Raw genomic sequence first — 19568 nt, forward strand, 5'->3', positions numbered from 1 at the left:
CATATAAACACATCCTTCTCTTATCTATATTTTAATGTGTTCGGTCTTTCGTGTCTACAATATTATACTAGCACCACTGTTTACGCTGGCTCTGACATGGATTGCGGCCATTGCCGGACTGTCTGCAAAATCGGTGGATGGTGCAGGTGCCTTTTCATACCCGCTTATCTTTCTTCCATTTATCAGCTCGGCCTTTGTGCCAACCGCTTCTATGCCGGGACCTGTTGGTGCTTTTGCTGAAAACCAGCCAGTTACCTCCATCGTGGATGCTATTCGTGCACTGCTGTTAGGTCAGCCAGTTGGCAATGATATATGGGTTGCTCTTTTATGGTGTGTCGGAATTATGCTTGTAGCTTATATCTTTGCGATGAGAGCGTATAGACGTAAAGCAGCTTAATGTTTGCAGGCATTAAAATGTAAAACAACTTAATATATCAGTTATAAAAGAGCCAGACGCTATATTCAAGGTACTTAGTGACTCGGTAGCTCATATTAGACGAACTATTCGAACGCAACGAGCTAACCTTGTATGAGCTTACGGCATATTTAATTATGAAGTATAAATTCAACATTTGGCGTTAGGGGATAGCTAAACATTTATCTGTATTAGATGATGCAGGACGTGTAAAATCAAAACGAAAAGGAAAATATTGAGCACTTATTTTTAGCAATGAACCACTTAAAAATTTGCTAAAAGGATGGATAGAATAATTTTATAAATCAAACTAATAAACAAATGTTTTATGGGTTTTTTGAGAATAATTTCAGAAGGCCCGTTTTTTGCATATATATTTATGATCTTGAAATATACTAATAAATTTCAAAACAGTGTTGACCATAACATTATGTTATAGTGTAATATAAAAATAGAGATTAAAATGCTAACGAAAACTCACAGCCGGCAGAGTATAAGCCTGCATTTATAGCTCTAAAATCAAAGTTAGAGGTGAAGTTATGAGAACAGTAAAACAAGTTTCGGATTTAACGGGAATAAGTGTGCGTATGCTGCATCACTACGATAAAATTGGACTACTAAAACCAACTAAATTAACGGAAGCAGGCTACAGGCTTTATGATGATGAAGCACTTGAAACCCTACAGCAGATTTTATTTTTTAAAGAACTTGATTTACCACTTAAAGATATTAAGGAAATCATAACTAGCCCTAGTTTTGATAAGATGAAAGCTCTAGAAAGTCATAAAAAGCTAATCATTTTAAAAAGAGATAGACTAAATGGAATTATAGAGCTTATAAATAAAACCTTAAAAGGAGCGAATTCCATGAGTTTTAAAGAATTTGATATGACCGAATATTATAATGCACTAGAAGATTTTAAAACAGAACACGAAGATAAGGTAATTAAAATGTATGGAAGTGTAGAAAAATATAATGAATTTGTTGAAAAATGTAGGGCTAAAGAAGTTGATATTGCTAAAGAAGCTGTAAAGCATTATGGAAGTATAAAAAAGTTTGCTGAAGCCATAAAGAAAAATTTAAATAGTGATGCAATTACTAAAGCAGAACAAATTGATGAGTTTAAAAAAGATTGTCTTTATGATAGGAATCCAAAATTAAGGAAATTGTATAAAAAAATAACAGCTGACTTGAGCAAAGATCCTTCTTCAAAGGAGATTCAACAAATTGCTGGAGAAATAACTAATATAGTTAAAAGAGACTATGAGGTTTTTAAAAATGAACTTGGAGATTATTATTGGTATACTTCGGTAAGAAATTGCTTGGAGTTTCCTAAAGGTTTAGTGAAAAACTATGATGGAAGTGGTATGTCATGGTTAGAGGCAATAGATAAAAAGTATGGTGAAGGTGCCGCTAAATTTACAGGAAAAGCTTTGAAAATTTACTTGGGAGATTACGAGCCTAAAATAGAAAAGCTATATAAAAAGCTTAGAGCCGATTTAAGTAAAGATCCTACTTCAAATGAAATTCAACAAATTGTTTTTGAGATAGCAAAAGAAACTAGAAGACAAAATGAAGTTCTGAAGGTAGATAGTGGAGAGAATTTTTTTGGATATATGGCAGATTTTTATTTATCAAAGCCTACATTTATCAAAGCAACAGATAAAAAATATGGAGAGGGTGCAGCAAAATTTATTGGGGAAGCTTTCAAATTTTATTCTGAAAATAAAATTGAGATGAAATAATAATATTTGGAGATGTTAAACGGAAGTTATGAATCTAAGATTTATTAGCTTCCATTTAAACCATCTCTTCAATAGTTACTTTTAATGTCTTTCGCCTTAATAAGAGCAAAGCATATTTAAATGTTAAATATAAGATGTAAATGCCTAAGCAGATTTTTAAATATTAATTGACAATAAAAAAAATAAATGCTAATATACATTTAACGTTAACGTTAAATAAGGGAGTGAACTACGTGAGTTACAAAATTGGGGAAATAGCTAAGCTTACTAATTTGACAACTAGAACAATTCGATATTATGAAGGTCTTGGATTATTAGGAGCTAGAGAAAAAAGGTCTCAGGGTCAGCTTAGGTTATTTGATAATCACGATATTAAGCGTTTAAAAAAAATTCAGATGCTAAAAGATCTTGGGTTAACTTTAGAAGAAATTAGTAAAGTAATTGAACTATACTTTACAGATGGCCAAGTTTTGGAAGGGAAACGTCGTGTAATTAATATTTTAAAGGAGCATATCAAAACTGCTGAAGAAAAAATTAAAGAATTAAATACATTTAAAAAGGAATGTGAAGAAAATATCTTAAAACTAGAATTGATTATTGAAAAGTCACATATGCAAGAGAAAAACAAATAGGGATTTTCATATTTGTTTTTTACTTACTATTTTACGTTTACGTTAAAGTTATATAATTGGAGGATTAATCTTAATGAATCAGTATGAAAAAATAAATATTCAACAAAAATTTAAACTAAGCCGCTTTCTTGTTGTTTTAATGTCAATAGCTAGCGGCATTACTGTAGCTAACTTATATTATTCTCAGCCGTTATTAGAAAATCTTTCAAGGTTTTTTAATGTATCTTCAACCATGATTGGAATTTCAGCTATGTTAATACAAATTGGTTATGCAATTGGGCTAATTTTTTTAGTTCCGTTAGGAGACATTATAGAACATCGCTTTTTAATTATGACGATGCTGTTTTGTTCTATGGCAGCGCTAATTGGACTTTCTTTTGCTTCAAACGTGAAATGGCTATTTGTTGGATCTTTATTAGTTGGGATGACTTCAATTACACCAATGCTCATTGTGACTTTAGCAGCGCATTTGGCGGAGCCTGCTTATAGAGGTCGTGTAATTGGAAACGTCATGAGTGGATTGTTAATTGGCATGTTGCTGTCTCGGACATTTAGTGGCGTTGTTGGAGCAGCTTTAGGTTGGCAAGTTGTTTATCGTATAGCAGCTGTGATGATGGGACTACTTATTTTAATATTTTACTTTTTACTACCCGAAATTTCTTCCGATACAGTAATGAGTTATGGAAAATTACTTAAGTCTTTAGTAGGTTTACTTAAAAAGCAAGCTGTATTAAGAAGAGCTTCATTAATTGGTGCAATGATGTTTGCCACCTTTAGTGATTTTTGGACTACACTCTCATTTTTGTTGAAATCCCCAACCTATAATATGGGGGCTCAAGCTGCTGGAATATTTGGTTTGCTGGGAGTAGTAGGAGCCTTAGCAGCTTCTATTGTAGGGAGAATTTCTGATAAAAAGGGTCCGCGCTTTACTTTAACCATAGCAATTGTATTTTCTTTTGCGTCATATGTTTGCCTTTGGGTTTTTGGATATAATATGTGGGGACTTATTATCGGCATAATTTTATTAGACTTAGGTGTGCAATCTGGTCAAATTTCTAATCAAGCGGGCATTAATGATTTAGATGCTGCAGCACGTAGTCGTAATAACGCTGTATACATGGCTTTTTATTTTATAGGTGGAGCAGTGGGATCTTTTCTTGGTTCATATTTCTGGGGATTGTTTGGTTGGACAGGAGTATGTGCAGTAGGAATAGTTTTTCAAATTATTGCGGCCGTGACCCATATTATAGGTACAAGGCGAAGAGAATCTAAAATTTTATTTTGAAAACAAAAACAATGCGGATTTTTGTAATTAATAAAATTTTATTATAAAGCTAATAATAAAGAGTCATTATGTTATAATTATAAAAACAATATTTTTGGGAAATATACAAAGGTTAGGAGGATTTTTATGATTCTTTCAGGAAAAAAAATAAAAGAAGGATTAGGAAAAGAAATAATAATAGAGCCTTTTAATGGAAAACAGCTTAATCCAAATAGTTATAACTTAAAATTGCATAATGAACTTCTTGTTTACGATGAAGAAGTTTTAGATATGAAGAAGGAAAATAAAGCAAGTAAGCTTATAATACCAGAGGAGGGAATAGTTTTACAGCCAAGGAAACTGTATCTTGGAAGAACTATGGAATATACGGAAACAGATAAATATGTGCCTATGCTTGAAGGAAGGTCATCTGTTGGAAGACTAGGGCTTTTCATACATGTAACAGCAGGATTTGGAGACGTTGGTTTTCATGGATATTGGACGCTTGAAATATTCTGTGTTCAGCCTATAAGAATTTATTCTGGAGTGGAAATTTGCCAAATTTATTATCATGATATTGATGGAGAGTATGATAAATATTCTAGTGGCAAGTACCAAAATAATGAGGGTATTCAGCCAAGTTTGCTTTATAAAGATTTCAATAAATAAAAGTATAGTAAACTACTAGAAGATTTAGAAATATATTTTGTGAGGTTTGGCAAGTAATTTATAAATATTAAGAGCACAAAGTATAGAGTACAGAGTACAGTGAAGGATGATTTTTCTCCACTATCGCTTTGAAAAATCTAAAACTTAATGCTAACGCAGTGGCAGCATATATGGGGATCAGCGCAGCTGACAAATATATAAGTTCTAAGATTTACCTAAGTGAAACGAAAGGTAAATCTACTTTAACTCTACTCTGTATAAAAGTTAAGTGTTACTAAAAAATTTTCAGTTGATTTAAGAGTTGTATGTAATTTTGAAAAACGTGGAAGTGAGGGTTTAATAATGGAACAAAATTTATTAAAAAAGTATGCAGAGCTCGTAGTTAAAATAGGAGTTAACATACAAAAGAATCAAACACTTGTTGTAAGTTCTCCTATTGAGTGTGCTGACTTTGTTAGAGAAATATCCGAAGAGGCATATAAGTGTGGAGCTAGAGATGTTGAGGTAAGATGGAAGGATGATAAGCTTTCAAGAATAAAATACCTTAATGCTCCAGAAGAAATTTTTGAAGAATTTCCTGAATGGCAGAAGGAATTTTATATATCCTATGCTAGAGGAGGAGCAGCTTTTCTTAGTATAGCTGCATCAGATCCAGAAGCGCTTAAAGGGGTAGATCCAGACAGAATGGTAAAAGCAGAAAAAGCCACTGATGCTGCAATAAAGGAATATGTAGAAAGAATGATGAGTGATAAGAATTCATGGTGCGTAGTATCTATGCCTACAAAAAAATGGGCGCAAAAAGTTTTTCCTAATGTTTCAGAGGAAGAAGCAGTTAAAAAATTGGGAGAAGCAATAGCAAAGACTATAAGGCTTAATGAAGAAGATCCTGTAAGTGCGTGGATGAAACATAAGGATAATATGATTAAAAATGCAGAGTTTTTAAATAAATATAAATTTAAATACCTTAAATATAAAAATTCCTTGGGAACAGATTTAAAGATAGAGTTGCCAGAAGGTCATATGTGGCTTGCAGCTTCGTCAAAAACTCCAGAGGGAATAGAATTTATACCTAATATGCCAACAGAAGAAGTATTCACTCTTCCTAAGAAAACAGGGGTAGACGGAAAGGTTGTTAGCTCAAAACCTTTAAATTATAATGGAAATTTAATTGACAATTTTTCAATTACCTTTAAAGCTGGAAGAATTGTAGATTATGCTGCTGAAAAGGGTTATGAAAATTTAAAGAGCATGATAGAAACAGATGAAGGATCTCATTATCTTGGAGAGGTAGCTTTGGTTCCATATGATTCTCCAATTTCAAACTCAAACATATTATTTTATAATACTTTATTTGATGAAAATGCTTCATGCCATTTAGCAATAGGAAAGGCTTACCCAACATGTATAAAGGATGGTAGTGATATGTCAAAAGAAGAACTTGAAGCTTTGGGTGTAAATGATTCTATAACACATGTGGATTTTATGGTAGGAACAAGCGACTTAAGTATAGTAGGAGTTACGGAAAGTGGAGAAGAAGTAACTGTATTTAAAGATGGAAACTTTAATATCTAAATGGAATTTTATGAATGATGCTGAGGTTATTCATAGTTTAAAAATATTGCGAACTAATTCGAGTTAAGGGTTTTAACTTGCCTTGCTCGTTAAAAGACTAACTTTTTCACTTATGTGAAAAGTGAAGGGTTTGACGATGCTTTGCACGTCAAAGGTGAACTTTTCGTCTAAAGCCAAAAGTTAAGGTGATTTTTCCTTCTCTTAGCTACGGAAAAATAAATAAATTAAAGATTTTCTGTAGTAAAACGGAAGAAAATCATCATTAACTTTTTACTGAAGGTAAAAAAGTTCACCTTTTAGCGAGCAGAGCAAGTTAAAACCCTTCACCCTTAGCTTTTTCGCCTTCTTTTTAGGCGAAAAAAATTATTTATTACTTCGCAATCTTTATATTTAGTGTATCAATCCCATTAGTTATATATATTAAAGAATTGAAGTAAGAAGGTAGTATAATTGAGTAATATAATTAAATCATCGAGACTTGATGAAGTGTACGGGGAATATTACAGTGAAGAGAGTTCAAAAGCTCTGGCTGTAATATTTCCAGGATTAAAATATGGTCATGATAAACCGCTTCTTCACTATGCCAGAAAAGCGGCACAAATAAGTGGAAAAGACGTGCTTTGTCTTAATTATGAAAAAAAGCTTGATTGGGATGATATAGGCAAGCCGATTATAGATGTAGTATCTGATGCATGCTTAAGTATTTTAGATAAGTGTATGAAAAAAGGATACAAAAGTATTTATTTTTTAAGCAAGAGCATAGGAACAGAAGTTGCTGGTAATGTAGCTGAGAAATTTAAATATGGCAATGTAAAGTTTCTGTACCTAACTCCAACGTATTTTGCTGTAAAATATATTTGTAAATCAAAATGCTTTGCAATTGCTGGAACTAATGATAATATATTTAAGGATGAATACATAGAAAAGGTTAAAAGAAGTGATAATGTAAGGTTAATGCTTATAGAGGGTGGAAATCATTCTCTTGAACTTTCAAACGATTTGATTGGAAGCATTGATATATTAAAAAAAGTTGTTAAAGTTTATATTGATTTCTTTGAGGAGGAGTAAAATGGAAAAGTATAAAGAAGAATTTATTGAATTTATGGTTGAAAGTAATGTGCTTACTTTTGGAGATTTTATTACGAAAAGCGGAAGGAAAACTCCATTTTTTATAAACACAGGAAACTATACAACAGGAAAGCAGTTAAGCAAACTTGGCGAATATTATGCAAAGGCTATTCATGACAACTTTGGAGATGATTTTGATATACTATTTGGACCAGCATATAAGGGAATTCCATTAAGTGTTACAGCAGCTATAGCACTTAATAATTTATATAATATTAATGCATCTTACTGCTCCAACAGAAAAGAAATTAAAGACCATGGAGATAAAGGAATACTTCTTGGATCAAAAATTAAAGACAATGATAGAGTTGTAATTATTGAAGATGTTACAACAGCAGGAACTTCTGTATATGAAACTATGCCACTTTTAAAAACGCAAGCTGATGTAAGTGTAAAAGGACTTATAATATCTGTTGATAGAATGGAAAGAGGAAAGGGAGAAAAATCTGCCTTAACTGAGCTTAACGAAAAATTCGGTTTCAAGACATGTTCCATAGTTACAATGGAAGAGGTTGTAAAATATCTTTATGATAAAACGATAAATGGCAAGGTTTTAATTGACAGCAAAATGAAAAAGAGAATAGATGACTATTATAAAGAGTACGGTGTAAAATAAAAAAATAAGGCTTGTGGCCTTATTTTTTTATTTTTCATATACATGATGAAGTAATTTGTGAGCTAGTCCTTCACCTGGTTTTCCAAAGTAGCTTTCATACATTTTTACTATAGCAGGGTTTTTGTGTGATTTTCTCTTTGGAAGATTTTTATCTTGATTATATAATACAGAAGCTCTTAAAGTTCTGTAATCTACTTCTGATCTAGTTTCAGCATTTATATGAGGTTGTCCTCCACCATTTACACATCCGCCAGGGCAAGCCATAACTTCTATAAAATGATATTGCTTTTCTTCCATTTTACCGGATTTTACAAATTCAAAGAAGTTAGCAGCACCGTTTATAACAGCAACATTGTAGTTGTTTCCTGCAATTTCAACAGTTGCTTCTTTTATTCCTTCTAGGCCCCTTACTTCAGTGTACTCTACATTTTCAAGCTCTGCATTTTCAGCGAAATCTTTTGCACTTCTAAGAGCTGCTTCCATAACTCCACCTGTTGCACCAAAGATTACACCGGCTCCAGAGTATTCACCCATTGCTGGATCATGCTCGCCGTCTTCAAGAGCTGCAAATTTAATTTTTGCATCTTTAATCATTTTAGCAAGCTCTCTTGTAGTTAATACTGCATCTATCTGTCTTAAGCCGTTAACTTCCATGTCAGGTAGGTCAGCTTCGTATTTTTTATCATTACAAGGCATTATTGTAACTGTGTATACATCTTCTGGATTAATTCCAGTTATAGATGGATAATAAGTCTTAGTTGCAGTACCAAATATCTGCTGTGGAGATTTTGCAGATGACAGGTTTTTAAGCAAATTTGGGTAGTAATTTTGAGCTAATCTTACCCATGCCGGGCAACAAGATGTAAACATTGGGAAAGGACCATTATTTTTTACTCTTTGAAGAAGTTCTGTTGCTTCCTCCATAATAGTCATATCAGCACCAAAGTTTATATCAAATATTTTATCAAAGCCTAGAGTTCTTAAAGCAGTATAAAGTTTACCAGTTACGTCTTTTCCAAATCCCATGTTGAATAATTCTCCCATAGCAGTTCTAACAGCAGGGGCCATAGCTACTACTACATGCTTTTTAGGATCTTCTAATGCTGCCTTTACTTTTTCTATGTGAGATTTTTCCTTTAAGGCAGCAACAGGACATGCAATAACACATTGTCCACATAGTAAACAAGTAGAATCATCAAAGGATACATCATTTTCAGTTCCAACTACTCTTTGACCATCTTTTTTTATAAATTTGATTGATTCAGTTTGAGTGTATTTTTTACAAGCAGCAACACATCTTCCGCATAATACACATTTAGTTCTATCTAAAACGATAGCATTGCTTCTAGCTTCAACGTATGGAGTCTTGTCCTGTGGTAAAAATGGTTTTGTAGCTCTAGCTTTTGTTTTTATAACCAATTTTAAGAATTCGCAGCTTTCTCTTCTTGGACAAGGACCACATTTAAATTCATGTTTATCAAGAAGCATTGATACTCTCTTTTTTATTCTTTCATTTACTTCTTCGGTATTCGTATTTATAACCATACCATCTTTAACTTTTGCAATACAAGATGCTAAAATTTTCCCATTAACTTCTGCAAGGCACACTCCACATTTTCCAAAGTTGCCGCAATCTTTCAAGTAACATAAAGTAGGTATATCGACATTATTCTCTCTTGCTACTTCGAGTACAGTAGAACCTTCGTTAGCCTGTACTTCTTTACCGTTCAAAACTAATGTAATCATCTTTATCCTCCCAAACTTAAGTTTAAAAATCCAATTTAATTATAACATATCAAAATTATTGTTAAAATATTATCTAGCAAAATTAAAAAATATTTTTAAAACAAGTTTGGAATTATTTCTTTAGCATGTTAAATGATGAATTTGCCTTAACAAATAATTGATTATATGACTTTTTTAGTTTGTTAAAATAATAGCAAGCAAGTTTATTTGCTTCCTATTTTTTCACCCATAAAAATTTTGGTTTCATAACCAAACTTTGTTTGTTCAATTATATCACTATCTATTTTTATGACATTTTTTTCTAAAAACAAAACAACTGTAGAACCGCCAAATTTAAAGTAGCCTTTTTCGTCACCTTTTTTAAGTTCAGAATTTGGAGTATAAGTTTGAAGTATGCTCCCAACGCAAGTTGCACCAACCTCAACATATAATACATCTTTAAAGTTTTCAGAATGAAATATACTCCACTCTCTTTTATTTTCACAGAAAACCTTAGGTATTGTTTTTAAGGCAATTGGATTTACGGAGTAATATGAACCGTTTATTTTGTTACTTTTTTCGCAAACTCCATCGTCGATAAAGTGAAATCTGTGATAATCTGTCGGACAAAGTCTAAATACAAGACAAGTTCCATCAATATATTTTGAAGCTATAGCCTTATCCTTTATAAGTTCAAGTAGGCTGTAGTTTATGCCCTTAATTTGCATTATATTGTTTAAATCTATATGTTCATAGGCAAATAGTCTGCCATCAGCAGGTGAAATCAATATATTTTTTTCGTCAGAAAACGGTCTTGCATGAGATTTAAGCCTTCTTACGAAAAAATCATTGAAGGAATTAAATTCATCTTCAGTTTTTTCAGTTATAGACATATCGATATTAAGATCTTTTATAAAAGCTTTAATTTTAGGTTTACTTATTTTTTTATCGCAATACCATCCATACAACTTAGAAAAAGCTTTTTTCTTTATGAATATTTCAAGTAAACCCATTCCAAGTCTAGATGAGTAAGTCCAGTTTAGATATTTTTCCCCAGCTACTAGTTCTATTTCATATTTTTTTGATTTACGATTATAAAATTTTATCATTTTTAAACCCCATTTAATGTAATAAATTTACTAAGAATCATTTTTATCTTAAATTATAATATTATGCATATTAGTATGTCAAAAATTTTGTTAAAATATATTGAGTTTTATTAAACCATGAGAGTATAATATAAGTTAATGTGTTGTACTGACTGGTCATTAAATTATTATTACTAAGTTTAGTAATAAAAATGTGGAGTGATTATATGAATAAAACTAAGAAATCCATATTTGAATCTGCCTTAAGTATATTCTCTAAAAATGGATATAGTGAAGCAACGATGGATGATATAGCTGTTAATGCTGGAGTTGCAAAGGGAACTCTTTATTATCATTTTAAAAGTAAAGAAGAGATATTTAAATATGTAATTTCCGAAGGTATGAATCTTATAACGGAGGAAATGGAAGAAGCAACAAAAAATATAAACAATCCTATAGAAAAGATTGTTGCAGTTTGCAAGGTTCAGTTTGGGTTATTATATAGAAATAAGGATTTCTTTAAAGTTGTAATGAGTCAATTGTGGGGTCAAGAATCGAGGCAATTTGAATTAAGAGAAGTTGTAAGAGTTTATGTTGGAGAAATAGAAAGATTCTTAAAAGAAGCTATGGATGCTGGGGCTCTTAAAAAAGGTGAAACTGAATTTATGGCATATACGTTATTTGGAACAATATGCTCAGGAGCAGTTTATGAGCTTATAAATGATGGTGAGAAAAAAATTGATGATTTAGTGGAAAACATAACGAGTTACATTTTAAAGGGAATAGAAATATAATAAAATTCATTATTTAGAATCGGTAAATATATCGATTCTTTTTTTGCGCTTTTTTAGTATACTTCAAATTAACAGACTATTGACAATCTTTCCAAAAAGATGTATAACTAAACTGACCAGTCAGTTCACACAAAAATGGGGGTGGTTTAATGAATTTCCTTAGGATTGCATGGCGGGATATTAAAAGTATCTTAAAAAACAGATTTATAAGGGTGTCTGTAATAGCCATTATAATTGTACCTTTGTTATATAGTTTACTTTATCTTGCAGCATTTTGGGATCCTTATAGTAAACTAAAGAGTGTCCCCGTTGCAGTTGTTAATCTGGATAAGGGTGCTACTAAAGATGGGAAAGATGTTAATTATGGTGATGATATTGTTAAAAAACTAAAAAATAATAATGAACTGGGCTGGAAATTTACTACTTATAAAGAGGCCGATTCGGGGACTAAAGGCGAGAAATACTATGCGGAGTATATTATTCCTGAAAATTTTTCAGAAAAAGTCATTAGTGCAAAGGATAAAAAACCAGAACAAGCAAAAATTTTGTATAGGGATAATGAAAAAAGAAACTTTATAATGTCTCAAGTTAATTCAAAAGCTGAACTTGCTTTAAAGGATGAAATTGCAAGGACAATAACTAGTGAGTACACTAAAGTTACATTTGACAATTTATACGACGTTAAAGATGGATTTAAAGCAGCGACTTCTGGAAGCAAAAAATTAAGAGATGGACTTTCAAGCGCTAAAACTGGAAGTGAACAGCTTAAGAATGGCATAGGTCAAGTTAAAGACAAAATGCCACAGATTCAAAGTGGAACTAAACAGCTTTATGATGGAGCAAATCAGCTTGTAGATGGAATTAACACAAATGCTGTTGACAAGAATGGTAAACCACTTGGTCTCCAAAATGGAGCTCAGCAATTACACAATGGACTTTATGAAGCTGCTTATGGAGTAACTTCGGCACAGGGGCAAATATCACAAGCTGTAGCAGTTTTAAATGGACAAAAAGGTATTGCAGCTTTAATCAACATCAACAATGCAAGAGCCCTTAGAAGTATTATGGGCAATGCAAGTTCACTTTCACAAGTGGATTTAAGCGGCTTAAATAATGTTTTGCCATTTATGAACTCAAAAAATTTATCTACAATTAATAAAACAGTAGCAGACTTCAATTCTATTAACTTAAATTCAATACTAGCAATTCCAAAACTTGCAGAATTAACGACACCAGAAAATATAAATAATATAAATAATTTACTTAATGATACAAGTACTTTAAGTCAAGTGGATATGAATAAACTTTACCCAATAATGAAGCTTATGGAGAATACAAAGCAGTTAAATGATTTATTAAATCAGGCACAAGCACTTGGTAAAATGGATACAAGTTCATTAAATTCAATAAAAACTTTATTGAATACAAAAAATGCACAGGTTTTGAGTCTTATGCTGCGAGGTGCCAGCAGTAGTTTGGGAGGACAAAATGGAAAAAATACAATTGCTTTTATAAATCAGCAGAGTAGTTCTTCGGAGAATTTTGTAAGATCAGCAGCTGCTTTAAGTGAAGCTTATAATAAGTTAAACAGTTTGCAGTTAAGTGATGAGCAAAAAATTCAAGCTCAAAAAGAGCTTTTGGATAATTATAATAAACTTGTAACAGATACAGCGGCTTCAATGAGTGCTTCAAAAGGTACTATGACTAATATGGCAAATTCGCTTCAAAGTATGAATACCTTAATAGATAGCAATAGTGAAGTTATAAATGGAGCAGAAAATGCCCTGCAGTCATCAAATATAAATTCAGTTAACAGTATGATAGGAGCCTTAGAACAGACACAGGAGAGCATTAATTCACCTGAAACAACGCAAACTATACAAACAGTACAAAGTGCTATGTCACCTTCAAATATACAATATATTCAGCAGCTTGTAGGTCAATTTAATACCATGAAGACAGATCTTGACAAGAATAAAGATAATCTTGCAGCGGTTAAAGGTCTTTTGGCAGCAGTTCAGTCTAATGGTGGAGCTAAGGATGCTATTGCCAAAATAGCTGTATTACAAGATGACATGCAGCAAGCACAGCCAATAATAAGTACATTTAATACTATGATGAATGACCCAAAGATTAAAGCTCAGCTTGCAAATGCACCACAGCTTTTGACGCAAGTTACTAAGGTTCAAAAACAACTTAAAGATAACCAGAAATTACTTGATGTTGCACAGGATGAACTGAATGATGGAAATATTCAAATGGCAAACAATCTTATAGCACAAATTCCTACTATGACAGGGAAGTTCAACGAGCTTGCTTCAGGAATGAATCAGTTAAGCTCTGGCTCAAGTGATTTACTTGCTGGTGTAAAAACTTTATCAAATGGATCAACTAAACTTAGAGATGGTATAGGTACGTTAAACAGCGGAATTCCTGCTCTTACTGATGGAGCTAATAAGCTATACAGCGGTTCAAGTGATCTTAATAATGGAATTGGAAAACTATATGATGGTTCAGATGAATTAGCTTCAAAATTACAGGATGGTTCAGATAAAATAAATAAAAACCTTGTAAACACAAGCAGCGATATGGCTAAGTTTGTATCAGAACCGCTTGCAATGAAGGATGACCCAATTGGGGCAGTTAAAAACTATGGAACTGGTTTTACACCTTACTTTATACCTCTTTCCTTATGGGTAGGAGCTATAATGATGTTCTTTGTAATTACAGATAAGGTTGATGATGATATAAATGCGAGCCCAGCTTCTGTTGTTGCAGGTAAATTCATATCCTATGGTTATATAGGTATAATACAGGCAATTTTAGCAAGCGCAGTAGTGCTGACACTGGGACTTAAACCAAAGAGTTTAATTCTCTATTTCTTATTTAATATATTTATGGCCTATGTGTTTATAGCGATAATTCAATGCTTGGTATTTTTACTTGGAATGGCGGGTAGACTTCTTTCTATAGCAATTTTAATATTGCAGCTTACTTCCTGTGCAGGTACTTTCCCGCTGGAAGTTGTGCCAAAATTCTTTAAGGTTATAAACCCATTTATGCCATTTACCTATTGTGTATCGGCAATTAGAGAAATTATTGCAGGAGTAAATTATGCAACATTGTCTAAGGATATAGCAATACTTGCTGGAACTATGTTTGTATTCCTTGGTATATCAATGGCACTTAAAGGCCATGCAGATAAGGTTAAGGAAATAATACTAGAAAAGAAAGACGAAAGTTTAACAATGTAAAAAAATACGAAGGAACAGTACTATTTTATAATTTCTTTGTTCGTATAATTGATATTAAGAGCCAAAAACCAAGAATTGCTGCTATGGCATAGCCAGTTATTCCTATTATTGATATTCCATACATTTTAGGACCAATGTTTGAATGCAATATTAAAGAAGAACTTATTATCATTGAGGAGATTATAAGTGAGAGAACAATTCTGTTTACCATCTTGTTTATTTCATTTATAGGTTCCTCAATGTTTTTTATGTTAAATTGAATTTTCGCTCTTCCTCTCATAAGCCCGTTGCTTAGCTCTATTAATTTAGAAGGGAGCTTTGAAGAATTCTTTAAAAATAAATATGAATTTAAAAGTGCTTCATTAATATTAAAATTTTTAAGTATAGAGTCGTTATTTTGAGATTTAACAAAAGGAATTGCCACGTCCAATACAGAAATATCAGGGGAAATTTTTGCAATTACGCCTTCTAGTATAACGCATCCTCTTACAAGTACTATTAGATCTTTAGGAAGACTTATGTTATTTCGCTTTGCACAATCAAATACTTCCTGAAGAAATTGTGATATTTTTATGTTTTCTAGTGAAGCAGAAAGATAGCTAGAAAATATGTAATCTATGTCTTCATAAAGCTCATTTCTATCTACATAACCATGACGTATTCCAACCGCCATAATGACGGAAATTATCTTATCTATATCATAATAAGCCACAGATAGAATCATATCATTTAAAGCATTTTTTAAGCCTTTTGATAGATTTCCCATGAGACCAAAGTCTATAAAGCATATTTGTTTATCCCTAATCAATATATTTCCGGGATGAGGGTCGCCATGGAAAAATCCATCTTGAAAAACCTGTTTAAAATATGAAAGGGCAAGTTTTTTTCCAAGATCATTTAAATCGTAATTTTCAGCAGTTAGTTTTTTTATATCATCTATTTTGAAACCATCTATTTTTTCCATAGTTAAAACATGTTTCGTACTTAATTCATGGAATATATATGGACATGTTACAAAGGATACATCCTTATTAAGCTCTTTAAAATGCTCTATGTTTTTAGCTTCAATATTAAAGTCTAATTCCATCTTTGTAGACATTGATATTTCGTCCAAAGCCTCTACAGGGTTTATTATAAAGTCTGTAAATTTAGCCTTTGTAAGGTTAGCTAATTTATACAATATCGATAAATCTAACTTCATCTTTTCCTCTATGTTTGGACGCTGAATTTTAACTATGACTTTTTTCCCATCCTTTAAAGTGGCCTCATGAACTTGAGCAATGGAGGCGCATGCAAGAGGTTTTTTGTTGAATTTTAAAAAGGTTTCTTCAATAGTTTTATGAAATTCGCTGTTAAAGATAGTTTCTATAGTATCATAGTTTTCCTCTGGAACTTTGTCTTGAAGCTTAGACAATTCTTTTATGTAAGAATCTGGGATGATGTCAGGACGTGTGCTTAGAATTTGACCTATCTTTATGAAGGTAGGACCTAACTCTTCAAAGGCTCTCCTTAAATTCTGCGGGAACTTTTTTTCTCTATTTTTTTTAGAGTCTACAAGATAGCCAAATCCGTAAAAGGCAAGAACCTTTACTATTTCTCTAAATCTTTGTACAGACTTTTTCATAATGGTGACCTCACTTTTAACTGGAGTTTAAAAATAATATTTATATAGTGAAACGAAGGAAAATCATCCACCACTATACTCGCTAATCTGTGCTCTATGTAAATGCTGGCAAAAATATTTCCACTAATTTAAAATTTATAAGTAGTTTCACTTTATAAAAGCCCTAACAAAAAGTCGGGGCTTTTACATTTATTATAGTAAATTTATCGGTTACTGATTTAGTTTTTCTTCTAATTTGCTTATTCTTTCTTTTAATTCAGATAAATCCTCTTTAGTAGCAAAATTAATTTCCTTTAAAGCAGCTGTTAAATCTTCTTTAGTCAAAGGTTTAACTTTGCTTACTTTGTCGCTTACTGCACTGCTTTTTTCTTTTAAATTCTTTTTAAGCTCTTGTGACAATTCTTTTCCCTCATCAATAGTTAATTTACCCTTCTCAACAAGATCATCAACTACCTTTGAAGCCTTTTCATAAGTATATGCAGCAGAGCCCAATCCTGCAAGAACAACTTTTTTTAGTTCGTCTACCATCAAATTCATCCCCTTTATATATATTCCATACTTATAACCTAATAATATCAGAATGAGCTACCTTTGTAAATTAAAATGGGCATTATTTGATAGAATTATCAAAATATTAATAATTGGCTGTGTTTTAAAAGAATGTTCGTATAATAATTTTATATTTGCCATAAGCATAAAAAGTTATGCAATCTGGTATAATATTGTAGGTTTATTTCTAATAATATATATTGACATATTTGGCGTTTAGTAATAAAATATTAACTTGTGATAGTAAAATAAAATGTATGCGCTCGTAGCTCAGTAGGATAGAGCAGCGGTTTCCTAAACCGCGTGCCGGAGGTTCGAATCCCCTCGGGCGCACCATATATAAACCTTGTGATATGAATGTATTGCAAGGTTTTTTGTTTTTTTGAGAAATGAGGGTGAAATGTTGAATTGGGTTTTATTTGGGATTTATTAATATAGAAAATCACTTCAAATTAAGGTGAAATACAACATAAAATGGACCCTATATAGTAGACACTAAAAAAAGACTCTATCTATATAGAGTCTTTTTTTGTACAATGAGTCTATGAGGTGATTTTACTAATGAGTAAAAAAATATTTACCAGTGAAGAAATTGAAAATTTATCCCAAAATAAATATGTAAAAAAGATCAGTAATAAAGCTATCACGTATACTAATGAATTTAAAATTCATTTTATTGCAAAATTTAATAACGGAAAATCTCCAAGATTAATTTTCAAGGAAGCTGGATTCAATATTAATATAATTGGTTTAAAACGTATTGAATGTGAATCAGACAGATGGAAAAAAGCTTATAATAAAAATGGAGTCTTAGGATTAGATGATACTCGCCACAATAATAGTGGTCGTCCGCGTGAGCGTGAACTTACTAAGGACGATATCATAGCAAAGCAAAATGCTGGAATTGAATATTTAAAAGCGGAGGTTGCGTTGTTAAAAAAACTAGAGCTGCAAGAAAGGTAGGTGAGAAAAAGTAAAGTGACTGCAGCAGAAGCATTTGGTTTAATAGAAAATCTAGTTAATAATCCTAAGAAAAACCATTTTGATATTAGCCATTTATGTACCTTAGCTGAAGTTTCACGTTCAGGCTATTATAGATATTTAAAAACTAAATCATTAAAACTCGAACGTGATAACAGTGATTTAGTTGTTAGAGATAATATACTAAAAGCATTTAATTTTAAGGGATATAGGAAAGGATCACGTTCAATTAAAATGATTTTAGAAAACAGTTTTGGTATTGTATATAACAGGAAACGCATTCAAAGGATTATGAGAAAATATAATATAGTTTGCCCAATAAGAAAAGCTAATCCATATCGAAGAATGGCCAAAGCAACAAAAGAGCATAGAGTTGTTTCAAATCTTCTTAATAGAAACTTCAAGCAAAACATAGTTGGAAAAGTACTTCTTACTGATATTGCATATTTGCCATATGGTACTAATCAGATGGCTTATTTGTCAACCATAAAAGATGCTTCAACTAATGAAATATTATCTTATAATGTGTCAAATAGTCTAGAATTAGATATAGTTATGATTACTGTATCTAATTTAATGTCTAATAAAAATCTTAAAATAGCTAGTGACGCATTTATTCATTCGGATCAAGGTGTTCATTATACTAGTCCTAAATATCAAAAATTATTAAAAGAAAATAATCTTGGACAATCCATGTCCAGACGCGGTAATTGTTGGGATAATGCTCCTCAAGAATCTTTTTTCGGTCATCTAAAAGATGAGGTTGATTATAAAAGTTGTACTACATTGGAAGAAGTTGAGAATTCTATTAATAAGCATATTGACTATTATAATAATCATCGTTACCAATGGAATTTAAAAAAGCTGACTCCTGTAAAGTACAGGAATCAGCTTTTAGCTTAACCTCTTTTTTAATTGTCCTTGACAATGGGTCCATTTTACAATTCAAATAAACCTTTTATTAAACATCATAATGAAAAATATGATGGCAAGTTACATATTTGGGTTGCTACTGAAATAATGTCATTTGGGATGCTATCTAAATTATACTCTAATTTAATTCCTGAAGATAAATCATTTATTAAAGCAAATTTTTGAAATTTGAATGTTAAGCTGGTAGATTCTTGGTTGCAATCATTAACGCATTTGAGAAATCAATGTGCATATTACGGAAGAATATACAATGAATTTTTTCCAAACGTAAAGATAGCAAATAAGGACAAAGGATATGATCTTGATAAGAGAAGAATTTTTATACATATAGTTATTATAAAGCATTTGGTATCTGATGATAAAATATGGAATAAATTTTTTATAAGTTTGCAGCAATTAGTTAGTGAATATGCTAATTATATTGATTTGCACCTAATAGGTTTTCCAGCAAATTGGGTGGAAATATTATCAAAAATATAGATTATATAATTATTTGGCGCATTATTATATAAGCACTTGCTATGAAAATGGCGGGTGCTTTTTTAGTGTGTACCTCACAGATAAGCTAATAATAAAAAA

At 31.6% G+C, this 19568-nt stretch carries 15 protein-coding genes, 1 tRNA gene and 2 pseudogenes; 14 read left to right on the top strand and 4 right to left on the bottom strand.

Annotated features, from left to right (window positions below; all coding sequences use genetic code 11):
- Positions 1–76 precede the first annotated feature (76 nt).
- The 8 genes and pseudogenes from LQK79_RS08550 to pyrE all read left to right on the top strand — a co-directional run.
- Positions 77–397, top strand: a pseudogene (locus tag LQK79_RS08550) (ABC transporter permease); the annotation flags it as partial.
- A 557-nt stretch (positions 398–954) separates the two neighbouring features.
- The gene (locus LQK79_RS08555) at positions 955–2160 is read left to right on the top strand and encodes a MerR family transcriptional regulator (RefSeq protein WP_231016215.1); all 1206 of its coding nucleotides are present in this window, start codon (positions 955–957) and stop codon (positions 2158–2160) included.
- A 233-nt stretch (positions 2161–2393) separates the two neighbouring features.
- Positions 2394–2792: a helix-turn-helix domain-containing protein gene (locus LQK79_RS08560; protein WP_053243247.1), complete on the top strand. Its 399-nt coding sequence runs from the start codon at positions 2394–2396 to the stop codon at positions 2790–2792.
- A gap of 73 nt (positions 2793–2865) precedes the next feature.
- Complete coding sequence (locus tag LQK79_RS08565; protein WP_231016216.1) at positions 2866–4077, top strand: MFS transporter; 1212 nt, start codon at positions 2866–2868, stop codon at positions 4075–4077.
- 126 nt (positions 4078–4203) lie between these two features.
- Positions 4204–4725 (top strand): dCTP deaminase, encoded by a 522-nt coding sequence (gene dcd / locus LQK79_RS08570; RefSeq protein WP_231016217.1) that lies wholly within the window; start codon positions 4204–4206, stop codon positions 4723–4725.
- A gap of 342 nt (positions 4726–5067) precedes the next feature.
- Positions 5068–6297 (top strand): aminopeptidase, encoded by a 1230-nt coding sequence (locus tag LQK79_RS08575; protein ID WP_231016218.1) that lies wholly within the window; start codon positions 5068–5070, stop codon positions 6295–6297.
- Positions 6298–6747: 450 nt separating this feature from the next.
- The gene (locus LQK79_RS08580) at positions 6748–7365 is read left to right on the top strand and encodes an alpha/beta hydrolase (RefSeq protein ID WP_231016219.1); all 618 of its coding nucleotides are present in this window, start codon (positions 6748–6750) and stop codon (positions 7363–7365) included.
- 1 nt (position 7366) lies between these two features.
- Positions 7367–8041, top strand: a complete 675-nt coding sequence (gene pyrE, locus LQK79_RS08585) for an orotate phosphoribosyltransferase (protein WP_231016220.1) — start codon at positions 7367–7369, stop codon at positions 8039–8041.
- Between the two features lie 27 nt (positions 8042–8068).
- On the opposite strand, the gene LQK79_RS08590 is transcribed toward pyrE, so the two are convergent.
- Both LQK79_RS08590 and LQK79_RS08595 read right to left on the bottom strand, forming a co-directional pair.
- Positions 8069–9787 (bottom strand): ferredoxin hydrogenase, encoded by a 1719-nt coding sequence (locus LQK79_RS08590; RefSeq protein ID WP_231016221.1) that lies wholly within the window; start codon positions 9785–9787, stop codon positions 8069–8071.
- A gap of 203 nt (positions 9788–9990) precedes the next feature.
- Positions 9991–10875, bottom strand: a complete 885-nt coding sequence (locus tag LQK79_RS08595; RefSeq protein ID WP_231016222.1) for a phosphatidylserine decarboxylase — start codon at positions 10873–10875, stop codon at positions 9991–9993.
- Between the two features lie 206 nt (positions 10876–11081).
- Here LQK79_RS08595 and LQK79_RS08600 point away from each other — a divergent pair, with 206 nt between their 5' ends.
- Together LQK79_RS08600 and LQK79_RS08605 are read left to right on the top strand one after the other, a co-directional pair.
- Positions 11082–11648: a TetR/AcrR family transcriptional regulator gene (locus LQK79_RS08600; protein ID WP_053243075.1), complete on the top strand. Its 567-nt coding sequence runs from the start codon at positions 11082–11084 to the stop codon at positions 11646–11648.
- A 149-nt stretch (positions 11649–11797) separates the two neighbouring features.
- Positions 11798–14902, top strand: coding sequence for a YhgE/Pip domain-containing protein (locus LQK79_RS08605; protein ID WP_231016223.1), 3105 nt, complete (start codon positions 11798–11800; stop codon positions 14900–14902).
- 25 nt (positions 14903–14927) lie between these two features.
- On the opposite strand, the gene LQK79_RS08610 is transcribed toward LQK79_RS08605, so the two are convergent.
- Positions 14928–16529, bottom strand: coding sequence for an ABC1 kinase family protein (locus tag LQK79_RS08610; protein WP_198150098.1), 1602 nt, complete (start codon positions 16527–16529; stop codon positions 14928–14930).
- A gap of 207 nt (positions 16530–16736) precedes the next feature.
- Positions 16737–17054 carry a phasin family protein gene (locus LQK79_RS08615; RefSeq protein ID WP_053243071.1) on the bottom strand — a complete coding sequence of 106 codons (318 nt, stop codon included), beginning with the start codon at positions 17052–17054 and terminating at the stop codon, positions 16737–16739.
- A gap of 280 nt (positions 17055–17334) precedes the next feature.
- Between LQK79_RS08615 and LQK79_RS08620 the strand changes: the two genes are divergently transcribed.
- The 4 genes and pseudogenes from LQK79_RS08620 (at position 17335) to LQK79_RS08635 (ending at position 19469) form a co-directional block, all read left to right on the top strand.
- Positions 17335–17411: transfer RNA gene (locus LQK79_RS08620), tRNA-Arg, on the top strand.
- 225 nt (positions 17412–17636) lie between these two features.
- Positions 17637–18959: pseudogene (locus tag LQK79_RS08625) on the top strand (IS3 family transposase).
- A 24-nt stretch (positions 18960–18983) separates the two neighbouring features.
- Positions 18984–19154, top strand: coding sequence for an Abi family protein (locus LQK79_RS08630; RefSeq protein WP_231016278.1), 171 nt, complete (start codon positions 18984–18986; stop codon positions 19152–19154).
- A 30-nt stretch (positions 19155–19184) separates the two neighbouring features.
- Positions 19185–19469: an Abi family protein gene (locus LQK79_RS08635; protein WP_053242780.1), complete on the top strand. Its 285-nt coding sequence runs from the start codon at positions 19185–19187 to the stop codon at positions 19467–19469.
- Positions 19470–19568 lie beyond the last annotated feature (99 nt).

The sequence above is a fragment of the Clostridium guangxiense genome, from assembly GCF_021043395.1.
Lineage (GTDB): Bacteria > Bacillota > Clostridia > Clostridiales > Clostridiaceae > Clostridium_S > Clostridium_S guangxiense.

Excerpts from the sequence above, each read along its gene's own strand:
- LQK79_RS08615 (WP_053243071.1), bottom strand. The coding sequence starts at position 17,054 with ATGGTAGACGAACTAAAAAAAGTTGTTCTTGCAGGATTGGGCTCTGCT.
- dcd (WP_231016217.1), top strand. The coding sequence starts at position 4,204 with ATGATTCTTTCAGGAAAAAAAATAAAAGAAGGATTAGGAAAAGAAATA.
- LQK79_RS08600 (WP_053243075.1), top strand. The coding sequence starts at position 11,082 with ATGAATAAAACTAAGAAATCCATATTTGAATCTGCCTTAAGTATATTC.
- pyrE (WP_231016220.1), top strand. The coding sequence starts at position 7,367 with ATGGAAAAGTATAAAGAAGAATTTATTGAATTTATGGTTGAAAGTAAT.
- LQK79_RS08575 (WP_231016218.1), top strand. The coding sequence starts at position 5,068 with ATGGAACAAAATTTATTAAAAAAGTATGCAGAGCTCGTAGTTAAAATA.
- LQK79_RS08605 (WP_231016223.1), top strand. The coding sequence starts at position 11,798 with ATGAATTTCCTTAGGATTGCATGGCGGGATATTAAAAGTATCTTAAAA.
- LQK79_RS08630 (WP_231016278.1), top strand. The coding sequence starts at position 18,984 with ATGGGTCCATTTTACAATTCAAATAAACCTTTTATTAAACATCATAAT.
- LQK79_RS08590 (WP_231016221.1), bottom strand. The coding sequence starts at position 9,787 with ATGATTACATTAGTTTTGAACGGTAAAGAAGTACAGGCTAACGAAGGT.
- LQK79_RS08555 (WP_231016215.1), top strand. The coding sequence starts at position 955 with ATGAGAACAGTAAAACAAGTTTCGGATTTAACGGGAATAAGTGTGCGT.
- LQK79_RS08565 (WP_231016216.1), top strand. The coding sequence starts at position 2,866 with ATGAATCAGTATGAAAAAATAAATATTCAACAAAAATTTAAACTAAGC.
- LQK79_RS08595 (WP_231016222.1), bottom strand. The coding sequence starts at position 10,875 with ATGATAAAATTTTATAATCGTAAATCAAAAAAATATGAAATAGAACTA.